General features: G+C 67.4%; 26 protein-coding genes. 9 read left to right on the plus strand and 17 right to left on the minus strand.

Going from position 1 to position 25,119, the window contains the following annotated elements; translation table 11 throughout:
• Window positions 1-146 precede the first annotated feature (146 nt).
• The 4 genes from IPM49_08755 to IPM49_08770 all read left to right on the plus strand — a co-directional run bounded on the left by IPM49_08755 (window position 147) and on the right by IPM49_08770 (window position 2,723).
• Complete coding sequence (locus IPM49_08755; GenBank protein MBK9274613.1) at window positions 147-920, plus strand: hypothetical protein; 774 nt, start codon at window positions 147-149, stop codon at window positions 918-920.
• A complete protein-coding gene (locus IPM49_08760) occupies window positions 883-1,356 on the plus strand; it encodes a hypothetical protein (protein MBK9274614.1) in 474 nt (157 codons plus the stop codon). Before IPM49_08755 ends, IPM49_08760 begins: the two co-directional genes overlap by 38 nt.
• A 287-nt stretch (window positions 1,357-1,643) precedes the next feature.
• Entirely contained in the window at window positions 1,644-1,865 is a 222-nt protein-coding gene (locus IPM49_08765; protein MBK9274615.1) for a hypothetical protein, read from the plus strand.
• Between the two features lie 102 nt (window positions 1,866-1,967).
• Window positions 1,968-2,723: a response regulator transcription factor gene (locus IPM49_08770; GenBank protein ID MBK9274616.1), complete on the plus strand. Its 756-nt coding sequence runs from the start codon at window positions 1,968-1,970 to the stop codon at window positions 2,721-2,723.
• Between the two features lie 70 nt (window positions 2,724-2,793).
• Here the strand turns inward: IPM49_08770 and IPM49_08775 are convergent, their stop codons facing one another.
• The 15 genes from IPM49_08775 to mraZ all read right to left on the minus strand — a co-directional run bounded on the left by IPM49_08775 (window position 2,794) and on the right by mraZ (window position 19,116).
• The gene (locus IPM49_08775; protein ID MBK9274617.1) at window positions 2,794-3,249 is read right to left on the minus strand and encodes a GatB/YqeY domain-containing protein; all 456 of its coding nucleotides are present in this window, start codon (window positions 3,247-3,249) and stop codon (window positions 2,794-2,796) included.
• An 11-nt stretch (window positions 3,250-3,260) separates the two neighbouring features.
• Window positions 3,261-4,847 (minus strand): cell division protein FtsZ, encoded by a 1,587-nt coding sequence (ftsZ, locus tag IPM49_08780; GenBank protein ID MBK9274618.1) that lies wholly within the window; start codon window positions 4,845-4,847, stop codon window positions 3,261-3,263.
• Window positions 4,848-4,892: 45 nt separating this feature from the next.
• Window positions 4,893-6,185 carry a cell division protein FtsA gene (gene ftsA, locus IPM49_08785; GenBank protein MBK9274619.1) on the minus strand — a complete coding sequence of 431 codons (1,293 nt, stop codon included), beginning with the start codon at window positions 6,183-6,185 and terminating at the stop codon, window positions 4,893-4,895.
• A 12-nt stretch (window positions 6,186-6,197) separates the two neighbouring features.
• Window positions 6,198-7,001, minus strand: coding sequence for a hypothetical protein (locus IPM49_08790; protein MBK9274620.1), 804 nt, complete (start codon window positions 6,999-7,001; stop codon window positions 6,198-6,200).
• Window positions 6,998-8,368, minus strand: a complete 1,371-nt coding sequence (locus tag IPM49_08795) for a UDP-N-acetylmuramate--L-alanine ligase (GenBank protein ID MBK9274621.1) — start codon at window positions 8,366-8,368, stop codon at window positions 6,998-7,000. Before IPM49_08795 ends, IPM49_08790 begins: the two co-directional genes overlap by 4 nt.
• Window positions 8,365-9,507 carry an undecaprenyldiphospho-muramoylpentapeptide beta-N-acetylglucosaminyltransferase gene (gene murG, locus IPM49_08800; GenBank protein MBK9274622.1) on the minus strand — a complete coding sequence of 381 codons (1,143 nt, stop codon included), beginning with the start codon at window positions 9,505-9,507 and terminating at the stop codon, window positions 8,365-8,367. The genes IPM49_08795 and murG overlap by 4 nt, the downstream gene beginning before the upstream one ends.
• Entirely contained in the window at window positions 9,467-10,654 is a 1,188-nt protein-coding gene (locus IPM49_08805) for an FtsW/RodA/SpoVE family cell cycle protein (protein MBK9274623.1), read from the minus strand. The genes murG and IPM49_08805 overlap by 41 nt, the downstream gene beginning before the upstream one ends.
• A gap of 9 nt (window positions 10,655-10,663) precedes the next feature.
• Window positions 10,664-11,176 (minus strand): hypothetical protein, encoded by a 513-nt coding sequence (locus IPM49_08810; protein MBK9274624.1) that lies wholly within the window; start codon window positions 11,174-11,176, stop codon window positions 10,664-10,666.
• A 21-nt stretch (window positions 11,177-11,197) separates the two neighbouring features.
• Window positions 11,198-12,532 carry a UDP-N-acetylmuramoyl-L-alanine--D-glutamate ligase gene (gene murD, locus IPM49_08815; protein MBK9274625.1) on the minus strand — a complete coding sequence of 445 codons (1,335 nt, stop codon included), beginning with the start codon at window positions 12,530-12,532 and terminating at the stop codon, window positions 11,198-11,200.
• A complete protein-coding gene (locus IPM49_08820; protein MBK9274626.1) occupies window positions 12,529-13,776 on the minus strand; it encodes a phospho-N-acetylmuramoyl-pentapeptide-transferase in 1,248 nt (415 codons plus the stop codon). The genes murD and IPM49_08820 overlap by 4 nt, the downstream gene beginning before the upstream one ends.
• 2 nt (window positions 13,777-13,778) lie before the next feature.
• Window positions 13,779-15,242: a UDP-N-acetylmuramoyl-L-alanyl-D-glutamate--2,6-diaminopimelate ligase gene (locus IPM49_08825; GenBank protein ID MBK9274627.1), complete on the minus strand. Its 1,464-nt coding sequence runs from the start codon at window positions 15,240-15,242 to the stop codon at window positions 13,779-13,781.
• Entirely contained in the window at window positions 15,239-17,353 is a 2,115-nt protein-coding gene (locus IPM49_08830) for a transpeptidase family protein (GenBank protein ID MBK9274628.1), read from the minus strand. Before IPM49_08830 ends, IPM49_08825 begins: the two co-directional genes overlap by 4 nt.
• A 2-nt stretch (window positions 17,354-17,355) precedes the next feature.
• The gene (locus IPM49_08835) at window positions 17,356-17,667 is read right to left on the minus strand and encodes a hypothetical protein (GenBank protein MBK9274629.1); all 312 of its coding nucleotides are present in this window, start codon (window positions 17,665-17,667) and stop codon (window positions 17,356-17,358) included.
• Window positions 17,668-17,756: 89 nt separating this feature from the next.
• A complete protein-coding gene (gene rsmH, locus IPM49_08840; GenBank protein MBK9274630.1) occupies window positions 17,757-18,668 on the minus strand; it encodes a 16S rRNA (cytosine(1402)-N(4))-methyltransferase RsmH in 912 nt (303 codons plus the stop codon).
• On the minus strand, window positions 18,652-19,116 hold the full coding sequence (gene mraZ, locus IPM49_08845; GenBank protein ID MBK9274631.1) for a division/cell wall cluster transcriptional repressor MraZ: 465 nt from the start codon (window positions 19,114-19,116) through the stop codon (window positions 18,652-18,654). Before mraZ ends, rsmH begins: the two co-directional genes overlap by 17 nt.
• Before the next feature lie 388 nt (window positions 19,117-19,504).
• On the opposite strand from mraZ, the gene IPM49_08850 reads away from it, so the two are divergent.
• Both IPM49_08850 and IPM49_08855 read left to right on the plus strand, forming a co-directional pair.
• Window positions 19,505-20,266 carry an alpha/beta hydrolase gene (locus IPM49_08850; protein ID MBK9274632.1) on the plus strand — a complete coding sequence of 254 codons (762 nt, stop codon included), beginning with the start codon at window positions 19,505-19,507 and terminating at the stop codon, window positions 20,264-20,266.
• Between the two features lie 46 nt (window positions 20,267-20,312).
• Window positions 20,313-20,942 (plus strand): YihA family ribosome biogenesis GTP-binding protein, encoded by a 630-nt coding sequence (locus IPM49_08855; protein ID MBK9274633.1) that lies wholly within the window; start codon window positions 20,313-20,315, stop codon window positions 20,940-20,942.
• A gap of 49 nt (window positions 20,943-20,991) precedes the next feature.
• Here IPM49_08855 and gldC read toward each other — a convergent pair whose 3' ends face one another.
• Window positions 20,992-21,324 carry a gliding motility protein GldC gene (gldC, locus tag IPM49_08860; GenBank protein MBK9274634.1) on the minus strand — a complete coding sequence of 111 codons (333 nt, stop codon included), beginning with the start codon at window positions 21,322-21,324 and terminating at the stop codon, window positions 20,992-20,994.
• 8 nt (window positions 21,325-21,332) lie between these two features.
• Window positions 21,333-22,316, minus strand: a complete 984-nt coding sequence (locus tag IPM49_08865) for a hypothetical protein (GenBank protein MBK9274635.1) — start codon at window positions 22,314-22,316, stop codon at window positions 21,333-21,335.
• A gap of 62 nt (window positions 22,317-22,378) precedes the next feature.
• Between IPM49_08865 and IPM49_08870 the strand changes: the two genes are divergently transcribed.
• From IPM49_08870 to IPM49_08880, 3 genes are all read left to right on the plus strand, one after another.
• A complete protein-coding gene (locus tag IPM49_08870) occupies window positions 22,379-23,125 on the plus strand; it encodes a PorT family protein (GenBank protein ID MBK9274636.1) in 747 nt (248 codons plus the stop codon).
• Window positions 23,126-23,191: 66 nt separating this feature from the next.
• Complete coding sequence (gene nadE / locus IPM49_08875) at window positions 23,192-23,989, plus strand: NAD(+) synthase (GenBank protein MBK9274637.1); 798 nt, start codon at window positions 23,192-23,194, stop codon at window positions 23,987-23,989.
• Between the two features lie 6 nt (window positions 23,990-23,995).
• A complete protein-coding gene (locus tag IPM49_08880; protein MBK9274638.1) occupies window positions 23,996-25,084 on the plus strand; it encodes a DUF4421 family protein in 1,089 nt (362 codons plus the stop codon).
• The last annotated feature ends 35 nt before the right edge of the window (window positions 25,085-25,119 follow it).

Genomic DNA, 25,119 nt, shown 5'->3' on the forward strand with positions numbered 1-25,119 from the left:
CAGCGACGGGTTGGAACTGCTCCGCGTGCTCCCTCCCGCCACTTGCGCCCTCCCCCCCGCCACCTGCTCGCCGGGGCTCACCCACCCCCTGCCCCTGGGGCTTGCTTTGGGTCACCAACGACACGGAACCCCCAACGCCCAAGGCCATGACCATCACCGCCACCCTCCGCCAGCTCGCCCTCGCCGCCACCCTGTGCACAGCCGCGGTCCACGCCGAGGAGGCCCGCATCCTCCGCATCGACGGCAAGGTGCTGAGCAGCGAAGCCCTCACGGGCGCCACCCTGACGGTGTTGCAGGACGGCGCGGCCTTCACCCGCATGGACCAGGGCCTGGTGCAGTTCCAGCTGGACCTGCCCCTGGGCCACGAATACCGCCTGAGCTTCGAGCGGCCGGGCACCATCGCCAAGGAGCTGGTGTTCGATACCCGTCTTCCGGGCGATGTGCAGCCCCGCAAGGACTTCCTGTTCCACTTCCAAGTGAGCCTGCTGGCCCAGCCGGCCGAGGGTCCGATGCGCTACGACGGTCCGGTGGGCCTCATCGCCTTCAACAGCAAGGAAGGCGACTTCGGCTACGAGCACCTGCGCACGGCCCGCCTGGTGCCTGCGGAAAGCCCTGCCGCCGCCCCGGTGAAGCGCGTGCGCCGCGAGGCCGCCCCTTCGTGGATCCCACGATGGAGCTGGCCGCCTGGGTGGAGACCCAACGCGCCGAGGCCAAGCAGTGAACCCCTTGACGCCCAGCCACCGTATGACGCCCCGAAGCCGATCCGCCACGCCCATGCACCCCTTCCTGGAGACCCTCAAGCGCCGCATCGCCCGCAGCGGTCCTGGCTGGCCGTGGAGCCGCTCCACGGCGAACGCCGACCCCTCGATCCCGCCCTTCAGCGTGATCCGCAAGGCGCTCGACGACCTGGACCGGGATGACTGGCGGCCCCGGTCAGTGTCCGGTCCGCTGCAGGTGCGCGGCCAGGTGGAAGGCCTCAACGACCATCCCTGCGCGGTGAGCATCGTGCTCAACGAACGGCTTGCGCAGGTGATCGATACCGACGACGAGGGCCGTTTCGCGCTGCAGCTGCCGGAGGATGTCGCCATCCGCCTGGTGCTGGTGCAACCGGGCCACCTGCCGCGCATGATCGAGATCCGCCCCTGGGAGGACCGCCCCGCGGCCGACCATGGCAAGCCGCTGCCGATCCCCCTGCATGTGATCCTCACCCCGCGGGACGGCACGGCCGTGAAGCCCATGGCCGAGCGGATCACCCTGCTGGACCGCCACGGACGGCTGCTGGTGGAATGGGACCGGGCCCGCGGGGTGCGCGAGAGCGGTCCCCACCCGGCTCCGCTGCTCCGCCGCGCGGTCTAGCGACCCGGCCCGCCTGCCGGTGCCTCCGGCGAAGGCCAAGCTGCTGCCTCGCATCGCCGCAGCCTTGGCAATGGCGAGCCCCTGCTCCTGGCCCCTGCTTCGCCTGCCGAAGCCTTCGGCGAAGGCACGGCTCCTGCTTCCTCAACGTCCTCTGCGCCTCTGCGTGAGGCCCTTCGCTGCTCCCTCCCGCCACTTGCTCCCTGTCCCCCACCACCTGCTCGGCGGGGCTCACGCTCCCCCTGCCTCCGGGCCTTGCTTTGGGTCACCAACGAACCCCGACCCACGCCATGAACCGCCTCGCCACCCTCCGCAGCCTCCTGGTCCTCATCAGCCTCATCACCCTGGCCCAGGGCAGCTTCGCCGCCGCCCTACGCAAGGCCGCCAAGGGCAAGCCGGTGCGCACCGAGCGCCGCATGGTGGCCCCCTTCGTGGACCCCACCATGGACCTGGCCGCCTGGACCGAGCAGCAGCGGGCCGCCCAGGTCGCCACGGTGCGCATGGCCAAGTGAGCGCCTCGGCCGACCCGATCCGAAAGCCCCGATGAGGGGCTTTTCCGGTTCCTGGTGCCACCCGTCCGCTCGTGCTACCTTGCCCGCCTCAACTGAGCGACCATGAGCACCCTCACCGCCGTCATCGTGGACGACGAGCAACACTGCCGCGATGCCCTCAGCGGCCTGCTGCAGCGCAAGCATCCGGAGATCGAACTGCTGGGCATGGCCACCAACGTGCCTGAGGGCATCGACCTGCTGAGCAAGGTGAAGCCGAAGGTGCTGTTCCTGGACATCGAAATGGGCAAGCAGACGGGCTTCGACCTGCTGCAGGCCATCGGTCCGGACCGGCCGCACGTGATCTTCACCACGGCGCACGAAGGCTACGCGGTGAAGGCCATCCGCTTCAGCGCGTTGGACTACCTGCTGAAGCCGGTGGACGCGGAGGAGCTGGCCACGGCCATCGGCAAGGTGCGGCAGGAGGAACGCACGCCGCAGAGCCCCGACCAGTTCATGGCCCTGCTGAAGAACCTGACCCGTCCCGCCGGGGCTGACAAGCGCATCGCCCTGCCCGTGGCGGACGGCCTGGAGATGGTGGACGTGGACGACATCATGTACTGCGAGAGCGACAGCAATTACACGGTGGTGCACCAGAAGGACAAGAAGCGCCTGGTGATCAGCCGCACGCTGAAGGAGTTCGAGGACATGCTGGACCCCGCCCAGTTCGTGCGGGTGCACCACAGCTACCTCATCAATGTGAAGCACGTGAAGAAGTACATCCGGGGCGAGGGCGGCGAGGTGATCATGACCGATGGCACGAACGTGGCGGTGAGCCGACGCAAGAAGCAGGAGTTGATGGACAACCTGGCCAAGCTGTAGCACACCCCGGAACGGGGAGCACGCAAAGGGGCGCCCGAGGGCGCCCCTTTCCTGTTCCGTGGTGGGTGGATCAGCCGGCCAGGAGGCGCTTCACGAGCGCCGCAATGGTCCCGCCATCGGCCCTTCCCGCAAGCTGCTTGTTCGCTTCGCCCATCACGCGGCCCATGTCCTTCATGCCGCTGGCGCCTGTGGCGGCGATCACGGCGCGCACGGCGTCCTCGAGCTCCGCGTCGCTGAGCCGGGCGGGCAGGTAGGCCTCGATCACGCGGGCCTGCGCCTCCTCCTCACCGGCCAGGTCGGTGCGGCCCTGCTGGTGGAAGATGGAGGCCGCCTCCGCACGCTGCTTGTGAAGCTTCTGCAGGATGCGAAGTCCCGCCTCATCACTGATCCCGGCCGTACCTCCGCCCTCCTTGGTGAGCTCCAGCAGGATCGCGCTCTTGATCGCCCGCAGGGCGTTCAGCCGGTCCTTGTCACGGGCCAGCATCGCAGCCTTGATGTCCGCGTCGATGCGTTGTTGGAAGTCCATGCGCTCAGGCTTCAGTCCACGTTGTCGTGCAGGAACGGGTTGTTGCGCCTGAGCTCCACACGACGCTCGCCGTTCTCGTCCTGGTCCTCGGTCAGCGTGTATCGGCTGACGTTGCTGTCGGTGCTGCGGGGCCCTTCACTCAGGGCGATGCGCTTGCGCACATAGGCCGGCTCGCGCTCCATGTCGTTGATCCCGTTGGGCGAACGCAGGCGCATGGTCATCTCGCGCATCCGCATGAGGCGCTCCTCGACGCGGGCCTGATGTTCGGCCGGGTCGAGACGGGGCTGTGCCGGCTCGCTGGCGGCCGGCGGCGGGGTGGCCGGCGCGGCGGTCGCGTCGTACAGGTCGTGGCGCACCTTTCCCTCCACCGGCGGCGTCACCTCGAGCTCCACGGTGCGCTCGTTCACCGGTGCCGCGGGCCGTGCCGGTTCGTGGCCCATGGGATCATGCTGCGGCGCAGCGGGCTTCAGGTAGGGCTCGAACGGGGTGTCGACCGGCGCGTCCTTGACCTCCCGCAGTGCGGTGGGCTGGGCGGTGGCGACCGGGTTGCTGATCGGCTGTGTGATCATGGTGGGCACATCGGCGTCGAGCGGGATCACCTTGCGCGCCTCGGGCACGTGGCCCACGGCGCCCGTTTCCGGGTTCACCTGGAAACCCGTGGCGATCACGGTCACGCGCAGCCGCTCACCGAGGCTCTCCTCGCGGCAGTAGCCCCAGATCACATCGGCGCTGCTGCCGGCCGCATCCTGGATGTGGTCGGTGATCTCACTGATCTCGTCCATCAGCACCTCGCGGGCGCCGTGCGTGATGTTGAGCAGCACGAACTTGGCCCCCTTGATGTCGTTGTCGTTGAGCAGTGGCGAGGCCAGGGCCTCCTGGGCGGCGCGCAGGGCGCGGTCCTCTCCTTCCGCCTCGGCCATGCCCATGATCGCGGCACCGCTGTTGGTCATCACGGTCTTCACGTCCTCGAAGTCCACGTTCACCTTGCCGGTCATGGTGATGATCTCGGCGATGCCCCGGGCGGCGGTGGTGAGCACGTTGTCGGCATGGCCGAAGGCGTTGTCCAGGCTGAGGTTGCCGAAGAGGTCGCGCAGGCGGTCGTTGTTGATCACCAGCAACGTATCCACCGATCGGCGCAGGTCGTCGATGCCGCTCACGGCCTGGAGCTTGCGCTTGCGGCCCTCCCACTGGAAGGGCATGGTGACGATGCCCACGGTGAGGATGCCGAGCTCGCGGGCGATGCTGGCGATCACCGGTGCGGCGCCCGTTCCGGTGCCACCGCCCATGCCGGCGGTGATGAAGACCATCTTGGTGCGCGCGCTCAGCAGGTGGCGGAGCTCGTCGAGGTTCTCCTGGGCGGCGTCCTTGCCGCGCTCGGGGATGGAGCCGGCGCCGAGGCCGTCGGTGAGCGCGGGGCCGAGCTGCACCTTCACAGGCACCGGGCTGATGTCAAGCGCCTGCTTGTCGGTGTTGCAGATGATGAAGTCGACGCCCTTGATGCCCTGGGCGTACATGTGGTTCACGGCGTTGCTGCCGCCGCCCCCCACGCCGATCACCTTGATGATGGAGGAGAGCTCTCGGGGAAGGTCGAATTTCATGTCGTTGAGGATTGGAGAGTGGAACTGCGGTGGCGGGGATGCGGTCTAGATGTCGTCGTCGCTGAGGATCTCGGAGGCGCCCTTGATCACCTTGTCGAAGAAGCTGCCCACGCGGCTGCCCTGGCTGTGGCCCTTCACCTTGGGGGCCTGTGCAGGCTGGCCGCCCTGCTTGGCGCGCTGGCGGTGCAGGAAATCGAAGCCCTTCATCACCAGGCCCACGCCGGTGGCGAACAGGGGGCTGGTCACCTGCTCGACATTGCTCTTGGCCAGATGTTCATTGGGGTATCCGATACGGGCGGTCATGCCGGTGATATACTCCACGAGCTGGCGCAGGTGCTTGAGCTGGGCACCACCACCGGTGAGGACGACGCCGGCGATGAGCTGCTTCTCCAGCCCGCTGTTCTTGATCTCGAAGTGCACGTGCTCGAGGATCTCCTCCATGCGGCTCTGGATCACCTCGGCGAGCATGCGCAGGCTGATCTCCTTGGGGTCGCGGCCGCGCAGACCGGGGATGCAGACCACCTCGTTGTCCTTGTTCTCCGCGGCGAGCGCACTGCCGAACTTCACCTTCAGCAGCTCGGCCTGCTCGCGCATCACGCCGCAGCCCTGGCGGATGTCCTCGGTGATCACGTTGCCGCCGAAGGGGATCACGGCCGTGTGGCGGATGATGCCGTCGTAGAAGATGGCGATGTCCGTCGTGCCGCCACCGATGTCGACGAGCACCACGCCCGCCTCCTTCTCCTCGGCGCTCAGCACGGCGTCCGCGCTGGCGAGCGGTTCCAGGATGAGCTCGGTGACATCCAGCCCGGCGCGATGCACGCACTTGTTGATGTTGCGTGCGGCGGTGACCTGCCCGCTGATGATGTGGAAGTTGGCCTCGAGCCGCACACCGCTCATGCCGATCGGGTCGCGGATGCCCTGCTCACCATCGACGATGTACTCCTGGGGCAGCACGTGGATGATCTCCTCGCCGGGCGGCATCACCAGCTTGTACATGTCGTCGATCAGCAGGTCGATGTCCAGCTGGCGGATCTCCTCCTCCAGGCTCTGGCGCGTGATCATGCCGCGGTGGTGCATGCTGCGGATGTGCTGCCCGGCGATGCCCACGTTCACCGTGCCGATCTCCACGTTGGCGTTGGCCTCGGCCTCCTTCACGGCGGCCATGATCGAGTCCACGGTCTTCTGGATGTTGGCCACCATGCCACGGCTCACCCCTTCGGAGCGGCTTCGGCCCATGCCGAGGATCTCGATCTTTCCCTGGTCGTTCCTGCGCCCGACGATGCAGGCGATCTTGGTGGTGCCGATGTCCAATCCGGCCACGATCTCTTGTTGGTCCATGTGTACAGCGTGTTAGGGCGTTGAGCGTTGGGTGCAGACGACCTGCCCGTCGAAGCGCAGGTCGATGATGGCATGTCGGCGCCAGTCGGTCTGATCGATGCCCTGGCGGTAGAAGAGGCGGAGCTTCGCGAAGCGTGGTTCGAGGCGGTCGGCACCACCGATGCGGATGCGCTGACCGCCCACCCGGGGCACCAGCTCGAACTCGCCTTCGGGCGTGACGATGATCTGGTCGATGAGGGCGGCCCAGAAGGGGTCCTGGTGCAGGAAGGTGGCGATCCGATGCACCTCGGGCAGGTGCGATGCGGCGATCAGGCTGTCGGTGGCATGCAGGTCGATCACGCGATCCGCCGCCCCGTCGAGATGCACCGCGCCCAGGGCCACGGGCACACGCGCCGTGTGCTGCGCGCTCAGGGGCATGGTGTGACCCTCCGCATCGAGGTAATAGCCGCGGCCATCCCGGTCCAGCACGCGCACGATGGGCTCGCGCTGCTCCACCCGGACGTGCAGGATCCCGTCCAACGTGTGGTAGGCCTCCACGGCGCTCACCCAGGGCACTGCGCGCAGCCGCTCCTCGATCGCCTCCAGGTCCATCTCGGCCAGGGGCACGCCCACCACCTCCCCGCCCATGCCCAGCACCTGCTCGCGAACCTGCTGCGGGGTGATGAACCGCGCATCATCCACTTCGCGCACATCGATGGCGAGGTCCTGCACAGGCCGGCGGTCGGCGGTGCGCTCCACGAATCCCAGGGCCACCACGACCAGGGCTGCGGTGGCGGCGAGCAGCAGGGGACGGACGATGGCGCGCGGAGCGTTCATGCGGCAACGGGGTGTTGGAGGACGGCGGCGATGCGGGGCACGAGCCTGTCGATGTCGCCGGCACCCAGGGTGAGCAGCAGCTCGGGGCGCTCGGCGGAAAGGCGTGCGACCAGTTCGTCCCGGCCCACGAGGTGCTTGTCGGCCAACGCCACCCGCTCCAGAAGCCAGGACGAGGTGATGCCGGGGATGGGCTCCTCGCGCGCCGGATAGATGTCCAGCAGGAACAACCGGTCGGCGCCGGCCAGGCTCCGCGCGAACCCGTCGACGAGGTCGCGCGTGCGGGTGAAGAGGTGGGGCTGGAAGACGACCGTGAGCCGGCGTCCGGGGTGGAGCTCGCGCGCCGAACGGATCGCGGCGTCCAGTTCCGCCGGATGGTGGGCGTAGTCGTCGATGAAGATCGTGCCCGGTCCGTCGAGGATGGCCTGGAACCGGCGCTCCACACCGCGGAACGAGGCCAGGGCGGCACGCACCGCCTCCGGCGTCACACCGGCCCGCAGCGCCATGGTGGCCGCCGCGGTGGCGTTCTCCACATTGTGCCGTCCGGCCATGCCCAGGCGCAACCCGCGGAGCGTGACACCCTCGGTGACCAGGTCGAACCGGTAGGCGCCCTCGCGCACTTCCACCTGCTCCGCACGCGGCACGCCCTCTCCGCCGATGGCATAGGTGTCGGCCTTGAGCCCGGGAAGCGCGGCCTTCACACGCTCGTGCACGAGCAGCCGCCCCGTGCACAGGCCGGCGAAGGACCGATACGCGTCGAGCATCGCTTCCGCCGTGCCATAGATGTCGAGGTGATCGGGATCGGCGGCGGTGATGATGGCATCCGCGGGGCTAAGCTGCAGGAAGCTGCGGTCGTACTCGTCGGCCTCCACCACGTTCGCCACCGCCCCTTCGTCCAGCAGCACGTTGGTGTGGTAGTTCGCACTGATGCCGCCCAGAAAGGCGTTCACCGGCACACCACCGCTGTGGAGCAGATGCGTCAGCATGGTGCTCACGGTGGTCTTTCCATGCGTGCCGGCCACGGCGTAAGTGCGGCGGTCGCGGGTGATGAGCCCGAGCAGTTCGCTCCGCTTCACGATGCGCGCACCGGCGGCGGTCCACCAGGCCAGCAACGGGCTCGCTGCGGGCACGGCGGGCGTGCGCACCACCAGCACCTCGGCCGGCCGTTCGCGCAGCGTTGCCGGGATCGAGGCGGGGTCCTCGTCGAAGTGGATGCTCATGCCTTCCGCGGAGAGGCTGTCGATGAGCGGCGATGGCGTGCGGTCATAGCCCCCGACGACAGCGCCGGCACGACGGAAGTAGCGGGCCAGGCCGCTCATGCCGATGCCGCCGATGCCGACGAAATAGAGGCGTTGGACCGCGATGCTCATGGGCGCATGGAGGTGTTGGCGAGCGCGATCACCTCATCGGCGATGGCACCGGCGGCGTCCGGATGGCCGAGGGCGGCGATCGCCGAGCGCATGCGGTCCCGGGCCGGGGCATCGTTCAGCAGGCGCAGCACGGTGGGTCCGAGCTGCTCCCGTGTGTCGCTGTCGCGGACGAGCAGCGCGGCGCCCCGTTCGGTGAGGGCGCGGGCGTTGGAGGTCTGGTGATCCTCCGCTGCGGTGGGCAGGGGGACGAGGACCGCGGGCAGCTTGACCAGGCACAGTTCGCTGATGCTGATGGCGCCCGCCCGGGCCACGACCACATCGGCGCAGGCGTAAGCCAGGTCCATCCGGTCGATGAAGGCGCTCACCTTGCAGTCGACGTGGCCGATCTCGCTCACGGCCGTGCGCGCCTGGTCGAGGAAGGGCGTCCCGGTCTGCCAGATCACCTGCACCCCCGCCGCTTTCCAGACGGGAAGGGCGGCGGCCACGCCCAGGTTCACACCACGCGCGCCAAGGCTGCCGCCGGTCACCAGCACGATGGGCGCGTCACCGCGAAGGCCGAAATGTGTGAGCGCCTCGGAGCGCTTGCCCTCCAGGTGAACGGTGGCGCTGCGCACAGGATTACCGGTGAGGCGCAGGCGGTCCATCGGGAAGTACTTCTCCATGCCCGGATAGGCCACGCAGATGCGATGCGCACGCCGGCCCAGATGGATGTTGGTCCTGCCCGCGTGGCTGTTCTGCTCCTGGATGAGCGTGGGCACGCCCATGCGCTGGGCCATGGCGAGCAGCGGACCGCTGGCGTAGCCGCCGACGCCGACCGCCACATCGGGCCGGAAGGAGCGGACGAGCCGTCGGGCCTTGAGGAAACTGCGCAGCAGCCGCCAGGGCAGGCCCAGGTTGGCGAGCACCGCACCGCGCTGGAATCCGCGGATCGGCAGGCCCTCGATGCGGTAGCCGGCCGCCGGCACCTTGGTCATCTCCATGCGGCCCTCGGCCCCCACGAAGAGCACCTCCGCATCGGGCAGGCGCTCCCGTACGGCGTTCGCGATGGCGATCGCCGGGAAGATGTGTCCGCCGGTGCCTCCTCCGCTGATCATCAGCCTAAGCGGCCGCCGGAGCGGTGCGGGGTTGGGGTTGGACATGGTCGTTCGCGGGTTCGTCGTACACGCTCCGGCTCACGCTGAGCACGATGCCGATCATGAGGCTGGTGAACCAGATGGAGGTGCCGCCCATGCTCACCAGGGGCAGCGGCTGTCCGGTGACGGGCACGAGGTTGACGGCCACGGCCATGTTCACCAGCGCCTGCAGCACGAGGCTCAGGCTGAGGCCCAGGGCGGTGAGCGCGCCGAAAGGCTTGGGGCAGAGGCGGGCGATCTTCACCGCGCGCCCCATCAGGATCAGGTAGAGCAGCAGCAGGCCGAGACCGCCGAGCAGGCTGCCATACTCCTCGATGATGAAGGCATAGATCATGTCGGAGTAGGGATGCGGAAGGAAGTTGCGCGAGGTGCCGCTGCCCGGGCCGTTGGGGAGCAGGCCGCCGCTGGCGATGGCGATCTTGGCGTGCTCCACCTGATAGTTGGCGTCGCTGTCGCCCGAACCATGGTTCTCCAGGCGCGCGCGCCAGGTCTCCACACGCGGCAGGAGCCCCAGGTCACCCGCCTCGTTCACCGCCACCAGCAGGGCGAAGGCACCCGCGGCCAGACCGACCGACGCGGCGATCCACTTCAACGGGACTCCGCCGAGGAAGGCCACCAGCATGCACACGCCGAAGAGCAGCGCCGCGGTGCTGAAGTTGGCCGGCAGGATGGTGCCGCACACGGCTCCGATGGGCAGCATGAGCTTCAGCACCACATCGCGGAAGGTCCAGGGCGTGTCCTTCTGCCTGGCGATGGCGCGCGCCACGAACACGATCAGCACCACCTTGGCCAGGTCGCTGGTCTGGAAGCTCTGGCCGATGATGGGGATGCGGAGCCAGCGGCTGGCATCGTTCAGGTTGGTGCCCAGCACGAGGGTGAGCACGAGCAGGCCGATGGTGACACCGAGCAGCAGCTGCGACAGGCGACCATAGATCCCGAAGCGAAGCCGGTGCGCCCCGTACATGATGGCCCCACCGCTCGCGAGCATCAGGCCGTGCTTCATCAGGAAGTGCAGGGTGCTTCGCCCCTCCTGCTTGAACGCCAGGGAGGCGATCGAGCTGTACACGGCCAGCAGGCTGACCACGCCCAGCAGCAAGGCCACCATCCAGATGGTGCGGTCGCCGCGCAGGTGTTCGTGGAAGAGGCGGTTCATGGCGTGGGTCTAGAGCTCGAGCACGGTGCGTTTGAAGGCGTGACCACGTTCCTCGTAGTTGGCGAACCCGCCGCCACTGGGGCACGCGGGGCTGAAGAGCACCACATCCCCGCTGGCCGCCAGTTCGTGCGCCAGGAAGACCGCCGTGCGAAGGTCATCGGCCAGGAAGGCCTCTCCGAGCGCCTCGCGGAGGCCTTCCGGCACGTCGCTCGACGTGGGCGTGCACAGGATCAGGGCGCGCACGCGGTCCCGCAGGAAGTCGAGCACGGCCGGATCCAGCAGGCCTTCAGGCAGGTCGCCCGCGATCCACAGCACGGGTCTCCCGATGGTGGCGAGGGAGTGCAGCGCGGCGTCGAGGAAGGTCGCGCGCGAATCGTTGATGTACTCCACGCCGCGCGCGGAGCCGACGAACTCCATGCGATGGGGGGCGCTCCTCAGCTCGCCAAGGGCGCGCGCACGCGCCTCCACCAGGCCGGCACGGGCCTGGCGGACGGTCAACAGGTGCAGGGTCTCCTTGTCCATGGGTATCGATCGTTCAGGGGGTCAAAGGGCCTTGACGGCGGCCTTGAACCGACGGCCGCGCTCCTCGTAGTTCTCGAACAGGTCGAAGCTGGCGCAGGCGGGGCTGAGCAGCACCGCATCACCGGGCTCGCTGAGGTCGTAGGCCGCACGAACGGCGCCCTCGGCACTGTCGGTGTCCGTGATGGTGGGCACCACCGCACCGAAGACGGCATGGACCTTGGCGTTGTCCATGCCGAGGCACACGATGGCCTTCACACGCTGCTTCACCAGCGGCAACAGCGTGCTGTAGTCATTGCCTTTGTCCACACCGCCCGCGATCCAGATCACGGGCCGGTCCATGCTCTCCAGGGCGTACCAGGCACTGTTCACATTGGTGGCCTTCGAGTCGTTGATGAAGGTGACCCCGTTCACGGTGGCGACGCGCTCCAGGCGGTGCTCCACGTTCTGGAAGTCGCTCAGGCTCTCGCGCAGGGACTCGCTGCGCACGTCCAGGATGCGCGCGGCGATGCCGGCCGCCAGCGAGTTGTACACGTTGTGCCTGCCCTGCAGGGCGAGTTCGAGGATGGACATGCGGAACGGGTTTTGGTCGGTGTGGATGTGGATGTGCGTATCGTCGAGCCATCCGCCCCGGTCAACGGGACGTTGGATGGAGAAGGGCCAGCGTTGCGCGTGCACCGGATGCAGGTCAAGCCCGCGCGCCACCTCCGGATCGTCGGCATTGTGGATGAAGTGGTCCGCGCCGGTCATGTTCATCGCGATCCGGAACTTGCTCGCGACGTAGTTCTCCATCCGGTATGCGTACCGGTCCAGATGGTCCGGGGTGATGTTGAGCAGGACGGCGATGTGCGGCCGCAACGAGCGGATGCCATCGAGCTGGAAGCTGCTCAGCTCCAGCACGTACAGGGCGTGGTCACGCTCGGCGACCAGGCCGGCGAAGCTGCGGCCGACGTTCCCGCCCAGACCGGCGTCCAGTCCGGCCTTCATCAGGATATGGTGGGTGAGCAGCGTGGTGGTGGTCTTGCCGTTGCTGCCGGTGATGGCCACGATGGGCGCGGTGGTGTGCCGGGCGGCGAGCTCCACCTCGCTGATCACGGGGATGCCACGCTCATGCGCGGCGGCGACCAGGGCGGCGGAGTCGGGGATGCCCGGGCTCTTCACCACCTCATCGGCGGCCAGCACGCGGGCGGCCGAATGACCGCCCTCCTCGAAGGGGATGTCGTGGGCCTCGAGCACCTCCCGGTAGCGCGGCTTGATCGGTCCGCCATCGCTGACGAACACGGGCAGGCCGAGCTTGCGGGCCAGCAGCGCCGCGCCCACCCCGCTCTCCTGCGCACCGAGCACCACCATCGAGCTCATCGCAGTTTGAGGGTGACGATGCTCAACACGGCGAGCATGATGCCGACGATCCAGAACCGGCTCACGATCTTGCTTTCGTGGATGCCTTTCTTCTGGAAGTGATGATGCAGGGGCGACATCAGGAAGATCCGACGGCCCTCACCATACTTCCGCTTGGTGTACTTGAACCAGGACACCTGCATCACCACGCTGAGGTTCTCCACCAGGAAGACCCCGCACAGCACGGGGATCAGCAGCTCCTTGCGCACCAGGATGGCGAGCGTGGCGATGATGCCCCCCAGCGCGAGGCTGCCGGTGTCGCCCATGAAGACCTGCGCCGGATAGGCGTTGTACCAGAGGAAGCCGATGCACGCCCCGAGCATCGCACCGATGTAAACGGCCAGCTCCCCGCTGTCGGGGATGTACATGATGTCCAGGTACTCCGAGAAGATGATGTTGCCGCTCACATAGGCCAGCACGCCCAGCGCCAGCACCATGATGGCCGAGGTGCCCGTGGCGAGTCCGTCAAGGCCGTCGGTGATGTTGGCCCCGTTGCTCACCGCGGTGATGATGAAGATGACGACCAGGATGTAGAGCACCCAGGTGTAGCGCCGCGCGTCCCGACCGAACAGGCCGAGCACCGAGGAGTAGTTGAACTCGTTGCCCTTCACGAAGGGGATGGTCGTGTTCGGGCTCTTGCGGTCCAGCAGGTGATGCACCGTGCCGTCCTCCTCCACGAACGTGCTGAGCGCGGCGGGATCGAGCTGCTCGGCGAGCACCGGGGGCACCTCCACCTTGGTGCGGATGGACGGGTGGAAATAGACCACCGCACCGACGATGATGCCGATGCCCACCTGCCCGACCACCTTGAACCGCCCCGCCAGCCCGCGCTTGTCCTTCTTGAAGACCTTGATGTGGTCATCGATGAAGCCGATGACACCGAGCCAGACGGTGACGGACAGCATCAGCAGGATGTAGATGTTGTCCAGGCGGGCGAACAGCAGGGTGGGGATCAGGATGGCCGAGAGGATGATGAGCCCGCCCATGGTCGGCGTGCCCTGCTTCCCCATCTGGCCCTCGAGGCCCAGGTCGCGCACCGTTTCGCCCACCTGCATGCGGCGCAGCAACCGGATGATGCCCTTGCCGAACCACAGGCTGATGAGCAGCGACACGAAGACGGCCATGCCCGCGCGGAAGGAGATGTAGTTGAAGGCCCCGCTGCCGGGGAGGGCGAAGCCGATGGCCTTGAACAGGTGGTACAGCATGGTCAGCGGTGCATCAGTTCAAGGGTCTCCTTCAGCACGGCGGCATCATCGAAGGGGTGGCGCACTCCCGCGACCTCCTGGTAGGTCTCGTGCCCCTTGCCTGCGACGAGCACCGCATCACCGGGCGCGGCCATGCCCACGGCCTGGCGGATGGCCTCGCGGCGGTCGGCGTTCACGAACACGCGGTCCGCGTCCCCCGCGGGCACACCGGCCCGCATCTCGGCGAGGATCGCCATCGGGTCCTCACTGCGTGGATTGTCGCTGGTGAGCACCACACGGTCGCTGAGCTCCGCGGCGATGTGGGCCATCACGGGTCGTTTGGCCCGGTCGCGGTCGCCGCCGCAGCCCACCACCGTGATCACGCGCTGGTCCGCACTGCAGACACCCCGCATGGTCTCCAGCACGTTGCGCAGGGCGTCGGGCGTGTGGGCGTAGTCCACCACACCGAGCACACCGCCCGGACCTCTCACGGCCTGGAAACGGCCCCGGGGCGGCTCCAGGTCGCTCAGCGCGGTGAGCACGTCCATCGGTGCGAGCCCGAGATGCACGGCCACCGCGTAAACGGCGAGCAGGTTGCTCGCGTTGAAGGCGCCGACCAGACGGGTGTACACGTCGTGGCCATCGATGTTGAGGTGGAGGCCGGTGAGCTCGTTCTCGATGATGCGGGCACGATGGTCCGCCATGCCATGCACCGCGTAGCTGCGCTTGCGGGCCGCGGTGTTCTGCACCATCACGGCACTGTTGGGGTCGTCGGCGTTCACCAGCGCCAGCGCGTCGGCCCCGAGCTGGTCGAAGAAGCGCTTCTTGGCCTGGATGTACGCGGCGAACGTGCCGTGGTAGTCCAGGTGGTCGTGCGTGATGTTCGTGAACACCCCCACGTCGAAGTGCAGGCCCGTGATGCGCTCCTGCACCACCCCATGGCTGCTCACCTCCATGAAGCAGTGGGTCACCTTCTCCTCCACCATCTCGCGCAGCAGGGCGTTCAGTCGCACCGCATCGGGCGTGGTGTGCGTGGCCGGGATGGTGCGCTGGCCGATGCGGACCTCGACGGTGCTGATGAGGCCGCACTTGTGCCCGAGCGCGCGGAAGAGGCGGTACAGCAGGGTCGCGGTGCTCGTCTTTCCGTTGGTACCGGTGATGCCCACGAGAGTGAGCGCGCGCGAGGGATGATCGTGGAAGTTGGCCGCGGCCACGGCGAGCGCATGGGTGCTGTCGGCCACCCGCACGTAGGAGACGCCCTCCCTGTACCGCTCCGGCATGCGTTCGCACACGATGGCCGTGGCGCCGCGCTCCACCGCCTGATCGATGTGGTCGTGCCCATCGACCCGGGTGCCTTTCAAGGCGAAGAAGGCGCTGAACGGCACCACCTCACGGCTGTCGGCACAGAGCTTCTCGATGGCGGCATTGGTGCTGCCCACCACCTGTTCGAGGCGCGCGCGGTAGAGGATGTCCTTCAGCAGCTTCATGTGGTGAGCTCGAGCAGGATGGTGGTGCCCGGGGTGAAGCGATGGCCGGGGGTGAGCGACTGGCGGCGCACCATGCCCGCCCCCGAGACCTGCACGCGCAGGCCGCGGTTCTCGAGGAGGTAGAGCGCATCGCGCAGGCCCATGCCCTGCACGTTGGGCACCACGTGCTGCGCATCACCGGGCAGGCCGCGTGGCCGCAGCACCACGCTGGTGTCGGCGGCCTGGGACACCACCCATTCGCCCTCGCCCTCCTGCTGCACGGGCACGCCCAGCCCGGCAAGGGCGGTGCGCAGGTCGCCGGCATGGCCGCCGAAGGTCACCGGGGTGCGTTCCTGGGGCGGGGCCAGCCCGGCCAGGCCCGTCTGCATCTCCAGGCGGTTGCTGTGGATCTTGTCCGCGATCTCCTTGAAGATGGGACCGGCCACCACGTTGCCGTAATAGCCGCTCATGCTGGGGGAGCTCACCACCACGATGCAGCTGTAGCGAGGCGCGTCGGCGGGGAAGTAACCGGCGAAGGAGGCCTGGTAGCTCACGCCCGCGCTCTTGTAGCCCGAACGTTCCTTGGCGATCTGCGCCGTGCCCGTTTTGCCCGCGATGCGGAAGTGAGCGGCCTTCAGGTTGGTGGCGGTGCCCGTGTCCACGACCCCTTCCAGCATCCGGCGCACCTGCTCGAGCGTGGAGGGCGAACAGATCCGCTCGTTGAGCACCAACGGGTCGAAGCGCTGCAGCTCCTTGCCCGCGCGGGTCACACGCGACACGAATTGAGGCTGCATCAGCCTGCCGTCGTTGGCGATGGCGTTGTAGAAGGCCAGCACCTGGAGCGGTGTGAGGCTGATCTCGTAGCCGATGCTCATCCACGGAAGGCTCACTCCGCTCCAGCCCTTGTCGCCGGGATCGCGCATCACCGGCAGCCCCTCTCCGGGAATCCGCACCCCGAGCGGACGGTCGAGGCCCATCCTGCGCAGCCCCGCCACGAACCGCTTCGGGTCGTTGCGATAGGCCTTGTGGATGACCTGCGAAACGGCGGTGTTGCTGCTCACCTCCAGCGCGCGGTGCACGGTGATCCTGCCGTAGCCGCCCTCATGCGAATCCTTCATGATGCGGTCGTGGAACCGCACCTGGCCGTTGCGCGTGTCCACCGTATCGGTGGCCTTCACCACGCCGTCCTCGAGCGCCACCATCAGGCTCGCGGTCTTGAAGGTGGAGCCCGGTTCGGTGGTGAGGCCCACCGCGTAGTTGAGGTCCTCCACGTAGGTGCTGTCTCCCTGCAGCGTGAGGTTGCTGATCGCCTTGATGTAGCCGGTGGCCACCTCCATCACCACCACACAACCATGGTGGGCACCGTGCTTGCGCAGCTGGGCCTCGAGCGCCGCATCGGCCACGTCCTGCAGGTTGATGTCGATGGTGGTGTGCACATCGCTGCCGGGAACGGGGTCCTGTCCGTTGCCATCATCGATCGGCATCCAGATGCCTCCGGTGAGGCGGCGCTCCAGACGGCGGCCGGTGACACCGCGCAACCAGGTATCGAAGCCGCCTTCGATGCCGATGGCGTTGCTGTCCTTCAGGACATAGCCGACGGAGCGGGCCGCCAGCCGGCCGAAGGGCCGGATGCGCACGGTGCGCTTCTCCAGGATGAGACCGCTGGCGAAGCGTCCGCGACGGTACAGGGGCATCTCCTTCACCACCTGCAGCTGCTCGTGGTCCACCTTGCGCTTCACCAGGTGATAGCGGTCCCCGCGGGCCCGCGCGGCGAGCAGGTCGCGACGGTACTCGGCTGCGGTGCGATCGGCGAACAGGGTGCTGAGGGCCTGGCAGAGGTCGTCGATCTCGGCCCGCAGGAGCTCGTCACTGAGCCCGTCGGCCATCATGTCCATGCGCACCTCGTACTCCGGTACGCTGGTGCTCAGCAGCCGTCCATCCTCGCTGAAGATGTGCCCGCGGTCGGGCTGAACGGTCCGGTAGGCCGTGGCCACGTGCTCGGCGCGGGCCGTCCACTGCTCACCCTCCACCAGCTGGATGGTGAACAGCTGCACCACGATGGCCAGCGCGAACAGCAGCAGCGCGCTGTAGACGAACAGGGTGCGGAGGCGGAAGGCGCGTTGGGGGTCCATGGTCAGCGCACGGCCTCGGCCTGTTCGGGTTCGACGGTGAGCTTGCGGGGGGGTACGCGGCTCTCGCGCAAGCCGAGGCCGGAGATGTCCTCGGCCACCTGGCTCTGCTGCTCGGTGCGGTCCAGGTGGCTGCGCACGGTGATGTACTCGCTGCGCAGCTCCTTGAGGTCCGCGTCGGTGCGGTGCAGGTCGCGCACCGTGCGCTCGGTCCAGTATCCGTAGCCGATATAGACGAGCATGAGCCCGGCGATGAACAGCAGGAAGGGCATGTTGCCCAGCACCTGCTCGCGGGTGAGGAAGGACCCGTTCAGCACGCCGGCAAGGATGCCGGGCCGCTTGGTGCGCGGCGGCGCGGGAGCGCCCCCGGCTGCGGGTTCCTCTGGGGTGCGGGGTCGGTTGCGGTTCACGTTCGTTCTGCGATCCTGAGCCTGGCGCTGCGCGCCCGGGGGTTCTGGTTGATCTCCAAGTCGTCCGGTCTGATCGCCTTCGTGTTCAATGGCCTGAAGGGTCGGAGGCTGTTGCCGTAGAGGTCCTTCCGCTCCTCGCCGCCGAGGTCGCCCGCGCGCATCCAGTGCTTCACCAGCCTGTCCTCCAGGCTGTGATAGCTGATCACCACCAGGCGGCCACCGGGCCGGATGATCGACGGGCTCTCGGTGAGCAGGCGCTCCAGGGAGCCGAGCTCATCGTTCACCGCGATGCGCAGGGCCTGGAAGACCTGGGCGAGGAAGCCGTTGGCATCCTGGCGCGGCGTCACCGGTCGGAGCGCATCCACCAGATGCCCGGTGGTGGTGATGCGCTTCCCGGCGGAGGCCCTGAGGATGCAGCGGGCCACACGATGCGGCGCGTCCACCTCACCATAGGTGCGCAGCACACGGGTGAGCCCGGCCTCATCCGCGGCGTTCACCAGGTCGGCCGCGGTGCGTCGTGCGCGCCGGTCCATGCGCATGTCCAGCGGACCCTCGTGGCGGAAGCTGAAGCCGCGCGCCGCGGTGTCGAACTGGTGGCTGCTCACCCCCAGATCCGCCAGGAGGCCATCGACCGGAAGCCGGCCGAGGAAGCGCAGGTGGTTGCGCACCCACCGGAAGTCGGAGCGCACCAGCGTGAACCGCGGGTCGTGCAGGGCCCTCGCCCACGCGTCGGCGTCACGGTCGAAGGCGATGAGCGCCCCCTGGGGACCGAGGCGTTCGAGGATCGCCCGGCTGTGCCCGCCGCCGCCGAAGGTGACGTCCACGTAGACGCCATCGGGACGGATGTTCAGGCCATTGACACAAGGTTGGGAAAGAACGGGAGCGTGGTACTCACTGGCCATTCGCATTGCCTAGGCTGCCCATCACCTCTTCGGCGAGGGCGGTGAGGTCCACGGCCTCGCGCTGCATCCGAGCATGGCCCTCCTTGCTCCAGAGCTCCACCCGGTCGAGCAGGCCCATCACCTTCAGGTCCTTGCCGATGCCGGCATGGTCCATCAGTGGCTTGGGCAGCAGGATGCGGTCGCTGCCATCGAGCTCCACCCGGGTGGCCCCGTTCGTGAAGCGCCGGATGAACTCCCGGTTCTTCTCCACAAAGGGGTTCAGGCGGGCCATCATGGCCTGCGTCCGCTCCCACTCGCTCATGGGGTACAGCACCAGGCACGGCTTGAACACATCGCGGGCGATCACGAAACCCTTGGTCGCCACCTCGGCGAGCTGACGCTTCAGCCCGCTCGGCAGCACCAGACGCCCTTTGGCGTCCAGCCGCAGATCGTATTCACCCAGGAGGTTCAGCATGCGGATGCGCGTGCGAGACGGCAGCGAAAGTAGAGGTTTTGCCCCACTTTGCTCCACTCACTCCCACTTCTTACCCTGTTGTCGATAACTTGTCAACGGCGAAGCTCGGGATTTGTTGCCAAACCCCTCATCAACATTGGAAAAACAAGGACCCAGCGAGGTGGGAGAAAGTGGGAGTAATGAACACCCTCCGCGGGGCACCTTCCAGGATCACAGCATCCCGAATGGCGCGACCACGAAGCTCCCATCGGAACCACCGAAGCCTGCTCACCCCGCACCCGGCTTGCTCACATCGGCTTGTGGATAGCCCGCTGCAGGTGCGGGTGCTGACGGGAGCGCTTCACTACATTTGGACGGAAGCGGTCCCCCACAGGGCCGCGCGGTACCGATGTTGCACGGGTTGAAGGAGGAAGGCGAGTTCCGCTACGTGGAGGAGGGCGATGGTCCCGTGCTTCTCTTCCTGCACGGCCTGTTCGGGGCCCTGAGCAATTTCGAGGAGGTGTTCCGCCACTTCGCCGGGCGGTACCGGGTGGTGGTGCCCATGCTGCCCTTGTACAGCATGCCGATGCTGAGCACGAACGTGCCCGCCCTGGCCGAATTCCTGCACAGGTTCATCCGGCACAAGGGCTACACCGAGGTGAACCTGCTGGGCAATTCACTGGGCGGCCATGTGGCCCTGATCCACTGCGCCCGTCGGCCCGAAGGTGTGCGCACCCTGATCCTCACCGGCAGCAGCGGCCTGTACGAGAACGCCTTCGGCGGCAGCTTCCCCCGCCGGGAGGACAAGGAGTACCTGCGCAAGAAGATCGCCCTCACCTTCCATGACCCTCGGCATGCGACGGACGAGCTGGTGGACGAGTGCTATGAGACGGTGAACGACAAGGCCAAGCTCATCCGGATCCTCGCACTGGCCAAGAGCGCGATCCGGCACAACATGGCGCGCGACCTGCCGAAGCTCTCCATGCCCGTATGCCTCATTTGGGGAAGGCAGGACGGCATCACCCCGCCGGAGGTGGCCGAGGAGTTCCACCAGCTGATCCCCGGCAGCGAGCTGTATTGGGTGGATGAATGCGGCCATGCAGCGATGATGGAGCAACCCGCCGTCTTCAACCGCATCCTCGACGAATGGCTGACGCGCAAGCTGGCCTGAGCGCCGTGTCCGCGACTTCCGATCGGCGCTGCAACCCTTCCGGGTCATGCGCACCCTGAACGCCACGCACCTGGGCAGCGGCCGCGAGGCCCGGCACTGGCCTGCGCCCACCCTGCCCGAGTACGCCTTCATCGGTCGCAGCAACGTGGGCAAGAGCTCGCTGGTGAACATGCTCGTGGGCATCAACAAACTGGCGCGCGTGAGCGCCACACCGGGCAAGACCAGGAACGTGGAACACTTCCGGGTGGAACCGACCCGGGGCGATTCGGGTCGACCGTGGCTCCTGGCCGACCTTCCCGGATACGGGTTCGCGCGCACGAGCCGCAGCGAGCGGGAGGAGTGGAAGCGCATGATCGACCGGTACCTGCTCACACGGGAGAACCTGCAATGCGTGTTCGTCCTGGTGGACGCCCGGCACGAGCCGCAGAACAGCGATCTGGACATGATCCAGTGGTTGGGCGAGAACGGCATCCCCTTCGTCATCGCCTTCACCAAGAGCGACAAGCTGGCCCAGCCCAAGGTGCAGAGCAACGTCGCGCTGTTCCGAAGGGTGCTGAAGAAGACCTGGCAGAACCTGCCGTTGATGTTCATCACCTCCAGCGGAACACGTCAGGGACGTGAGGCCGTCCTGGAGTACATCGATGGCATCAACGCGCAGTGGGTGGCCGGTGGTTGAGGGGTGAGGGCCAACGGTCCCCGACGCCGCCCCTGCCGGGTCCCGAGGCTCACTCCTGCGGCTTCGCACCCAGCATGTGTTCGGCGAAGTAGGCGCCGAAATCGCGCATCTGCGCGGCCATGCGCCCTTCCCCGGTCGCACGCTCGAAGGTGTCGGCCATGGTGAGGATGTTCTGGTGGAAGAAGCGCTTCATGTCGTCCACGCTCATGGTCTTCGTCCACAGGTCGATGCGCAGGGTGTTCTGCTCGCGTTCGTCCCAGAGCGCCAGGAGCACGGCGCGCGCCTCACTGCGCGCCCCGCCGTCCTCGGCCTCCCAATGGATGCGCTCGGGCACATGGTTCTCGTCCAGTTGCACGTCGAGCCGGATCTCCGATGTCCTCATGGTGATGTTCAGTCGCGGGGCTTGTAGGCCTTCAGGATGGTGCGGGCGTCCGGCCCCGGAAAGAGGTCGGGCGGCCGGGTGCCCGGATGGGCGTTCAGGTAGGCCTGCACCATCCGGAGGCCGATCCACTCCCCGATGTGTCCGGGGCTTTCACGGGGCAGCCCGCTCGTGAAAGGCCCGTCGTTCAGCCAGGTGGCGATGCGCTGGGGATCCTTGCTGAACAGGTGCCCATCGCGGACGAGGGTGCGCCAGATGTTGAACTCGTTGGCCTCGCACCAGGCAAGCTGTTCCGCGGTGAAGGCCAGCTTGAGCGCGGGATCGGCCTCGGGGAGCACGGCATCGAGCAGCGCCATCACCTTGCCCACCTCCACCAGCTGGGTGAGCAGGTCCTCCCCGGTGGCATCCCTCAGGTAATGCACCATCAGCCATCCCTTCATCGCGGCCGGCACCAGCATGTCGGGCACCATCCGCCGCTTCACATAGTTGGGGAAGGCCTCCGGGGCCAGAAGGCCCACCACCGGATGATCCGCGCCGATGAACCATTCGATGCCGACGCCCAGCACGCTGTCCGTGGGGAAGATGCCGTAGTTGTATCCGGCGTTGAAGATGACCACGCGCGGCACCAGGCTGTCGGGGAAGAGCGCTTTCAGCCTTCCGAAGGCGGACCCGAACGCCGCGCGTTCCGAGGCCATGTCACCGAAGAGGCTGTCGGCGGCGGCCTGTGCGGCGGACCAGTCCGGATCGCGGGTGAAGTGCATGAGGGCCATGCTGAGCCGCGGATCATCCAGCGGAGCCGCCTGCAGCACCTGCTCCACGTAGATGCGATGGAAGTCCCCCAGGTCGGCGTAGGCGCGAAGGCTCACGGCCGCGAGCGAATCGGCGGGTGCATGGAAGAGCAGCTGGTCCAGTCGATAGGGCACCAGCTGCACCGGAACGGGCTCCACTTCATCGGAGCCGGTCGGAGCGCCACAGGCGATGAGCTGCAGGAGCATCGCACCGGAAAGGAAGCGCACCGCCCGATTACCTTTGACGCCAACGAACATCGCGCAAACCTATGAAGAAGGCGTTCCTATCCCTGGCTGTCGCAAGCCTGCTGGCCCTTCCGTCGATGGCCCAGGAGTCCCGGGGCTTCAAGCTCGGCATCAAGGCCTCCCCCAACCTGGGCTGGATCAATTCCACCACCAAGGAGCTGGAGGGCGACGGGGTGAACCTCGGCTTCTCCTTCGGCCTGATGGGCGACTTCCGCCTGGGCAGCGACAACTACGCCCTCAGCACGGGCCTCTTCATGAACCTCCTCGGCGCGAACCAGACCAGCAAGGCCTACAAGACCTCCGTCGGCGGGTTGGAGCGGACCATCCCTTCCTTCGAGTTCGCCCGTCGGTATCAGTATGTGGAACTGCCGATCCTGATCAAGCTCAAGACCAACGAAATGGGCTACATGACCTACTTCGGCCAGCTGGGCTTCGGCTCGGCCTTCTGCGTGTCGGCCAAGAGCGATGTGTACAGTTACAACGCAGCGAGCACCGGTATCGGCCCGGATGCGAAGTTCGACCGCGAGGAGAAGGCCAACATCCTGTCGGAAACGGTGCCGTTCAGGGCCTCGCTGGTGGTGGGCATCGGCGCCGAGTACAAGTTCGCCGGCAACACCACGCTGGTGTTCGGCATCAACTACAACAACGGCTTCACCGACACCTTCGACAAGGACAAGCTCTTCGACCGGAAGGATGCCGAAGTGGCCGACGAGGTGGAGGCCCACGGAAAGCTGCACTATGCGGAGCTGCTCCTGGGCGTGTACTTCTGATCCCGGTCAACGACCCATTGAAAGGCCCTGCGCACCTTCGCGGGGCCTTTCCCATTGCAGACGACCATGGACAGCATCGGCATCGCGGACCATATCTCGGGGTGGTTGAAGGATCAATGCGTGCGCACCGGCCAGCACGGCTTCGTGGTGGGCGTCAGCGGCGGCGTGGACAGCGCGCTCACGAGCACGCTCTGCGCCCGGACGGGCCTGCCCACGCTCTGCGTGGAGATGCCCATCCACCAGGCGCATGCCCAGGTGCAGCGCGCACAGGACCACATCAGCTGGCTTCGCGAGCGTCACCCGAACGTGCGCATGGAGGTGGTGGGCCTGACGCCGGTCTTCGACCAGTTCATCGCCTCCCTTCCGTCCTTCCCCGACCGGGCGGTGATGGAGTTGGCCCAGGCCAACGCCAGGGCCCGCCTCCGGATGACCACGCTCTACTACTTCGCCGGTCTGTTGCGCCACCTGGTGGCCGGCACGGGCAACAAGGTGGAGGACTTCGGCGTGGGCTTTTTCACCAAGTACGGGGATGGCGGGGTGGACCTCTCCCCCATCGCCGACCTCACCAAGACGGAGGTGGTTGCCGTGGCCCGGTCATTGGGGGTGATCGACAGCATCCTTCAGGCGAAGCCCACCGACGGCCTCTGGGGCGATGACCGGAGCGATGAGGACCAGATCGGCGCGAGCTATCCGGAGCTGGAATGGGCCATGGACCTGCGCGAACGAGCGAGCGACCCGTCGACGCTGGAGCTCACCCCGAGGCAGCGCGAAGTGCTGGCCATCTACGATCGGCGCAACGCGGCCAACCGCCATAAGATGGAGCCCATCCCGGTATGCACGGTGCCTGCCGGGCTGAAGTCCTGAAGGTCCGTGCTCCGCATCCGCTCCGTCGTCCTGTTCGCCGCACTGGAGGTCGTTCCAACGCTGAACGCACAGACGGAGCGCTGGGCGACACCCACGAACGGCGGCTTCGACAGCACCTACGTGCTGGACCTCACCCACCTGCTGACCCTGCGGGTGTACATGAGCACGAAGTTCAACTCGATCGAACTGCGTGATGGGGCGCGGGAGAGCCGGGTGACCTACCGGCCCAACACCAACATCAACCTGGGCCTCGGCGCCAGCTACCGCGGCCTCACGGGCAACCTGGGCTTCGGGTTCGGATTCCTGAACAACGACGATGCGGAGCTGGGGGAAACGCGCTACCTCGATGCCCAGGGCAACCTGTTCGGTCGGCGGTTCGCGGCCAACTTGTTCGCACAATCCTACAAGGGCTACTACATCGACGTGTTGAGCTACCCCGGTTCCACGGAGGGCGACACGCTTTATGCGCGCATCCTGCGGGAGGACCGGGTGCGTCCCGACCTGGTGCAGGAGAACCTCGGGCTCAGCGTGCTGCACATCCTCGGGAACCGTCGCTTCAGCTACCGGGCGGCGTTCAACCAGGACGCGTGGCAGCGCCGCAGTGCCGGGTCCATGTTGGTGGGTGGTTACGGGGTGTTCCAGGCCATGCGGTCCGAGCGGCCGGAGATACCATCCGAAGTGGACAGCCTGTTCGCACCCGCCCTGCGCTTCCGGCGCCTGGAGCAGGCCGAGCTGGGGGGCTTGATCGGGTACGCGCACACCTTCGTCATCCGGCACCATGTGTTCCTCTCCCTCTCCATCGCAGGTGGCCTTGGCCTGGTGCGCAGCGAAGGCTGGTATCCGGAAGCGGACACGGACCGGCGCGACATCATCTGGTCGGCCGGCCTGCGGAGCCAGCAGCGCATCGCACTCGGCTACAACAGCGCCCGCACCTGCGTCGGCCTGTCCTTCTCGAACGAGACCTCCAGCACCAACCCCGCACGCGACGCCACCTATGCCTGGAACGTGGGCAACCTGCGCCTCTTCGTCGCCTATCGCGTGCCGGTGCGATTGGGCTTCGTGGACAAGGTGATGGGCCGGCTGGGGCTGTTGTGATCCCGGTGAGGCCGGCTCCCGGCCAGGGCGCTAGC

Source organism: Flavobacteriales bacterium (assembly GCA_016715895.1).
Classification (GTDB): Bacteria; Bacteroidota; Bacteroidia; order Flavobacteriales_F; family PHOS-HE28; genus PHOS-HE28.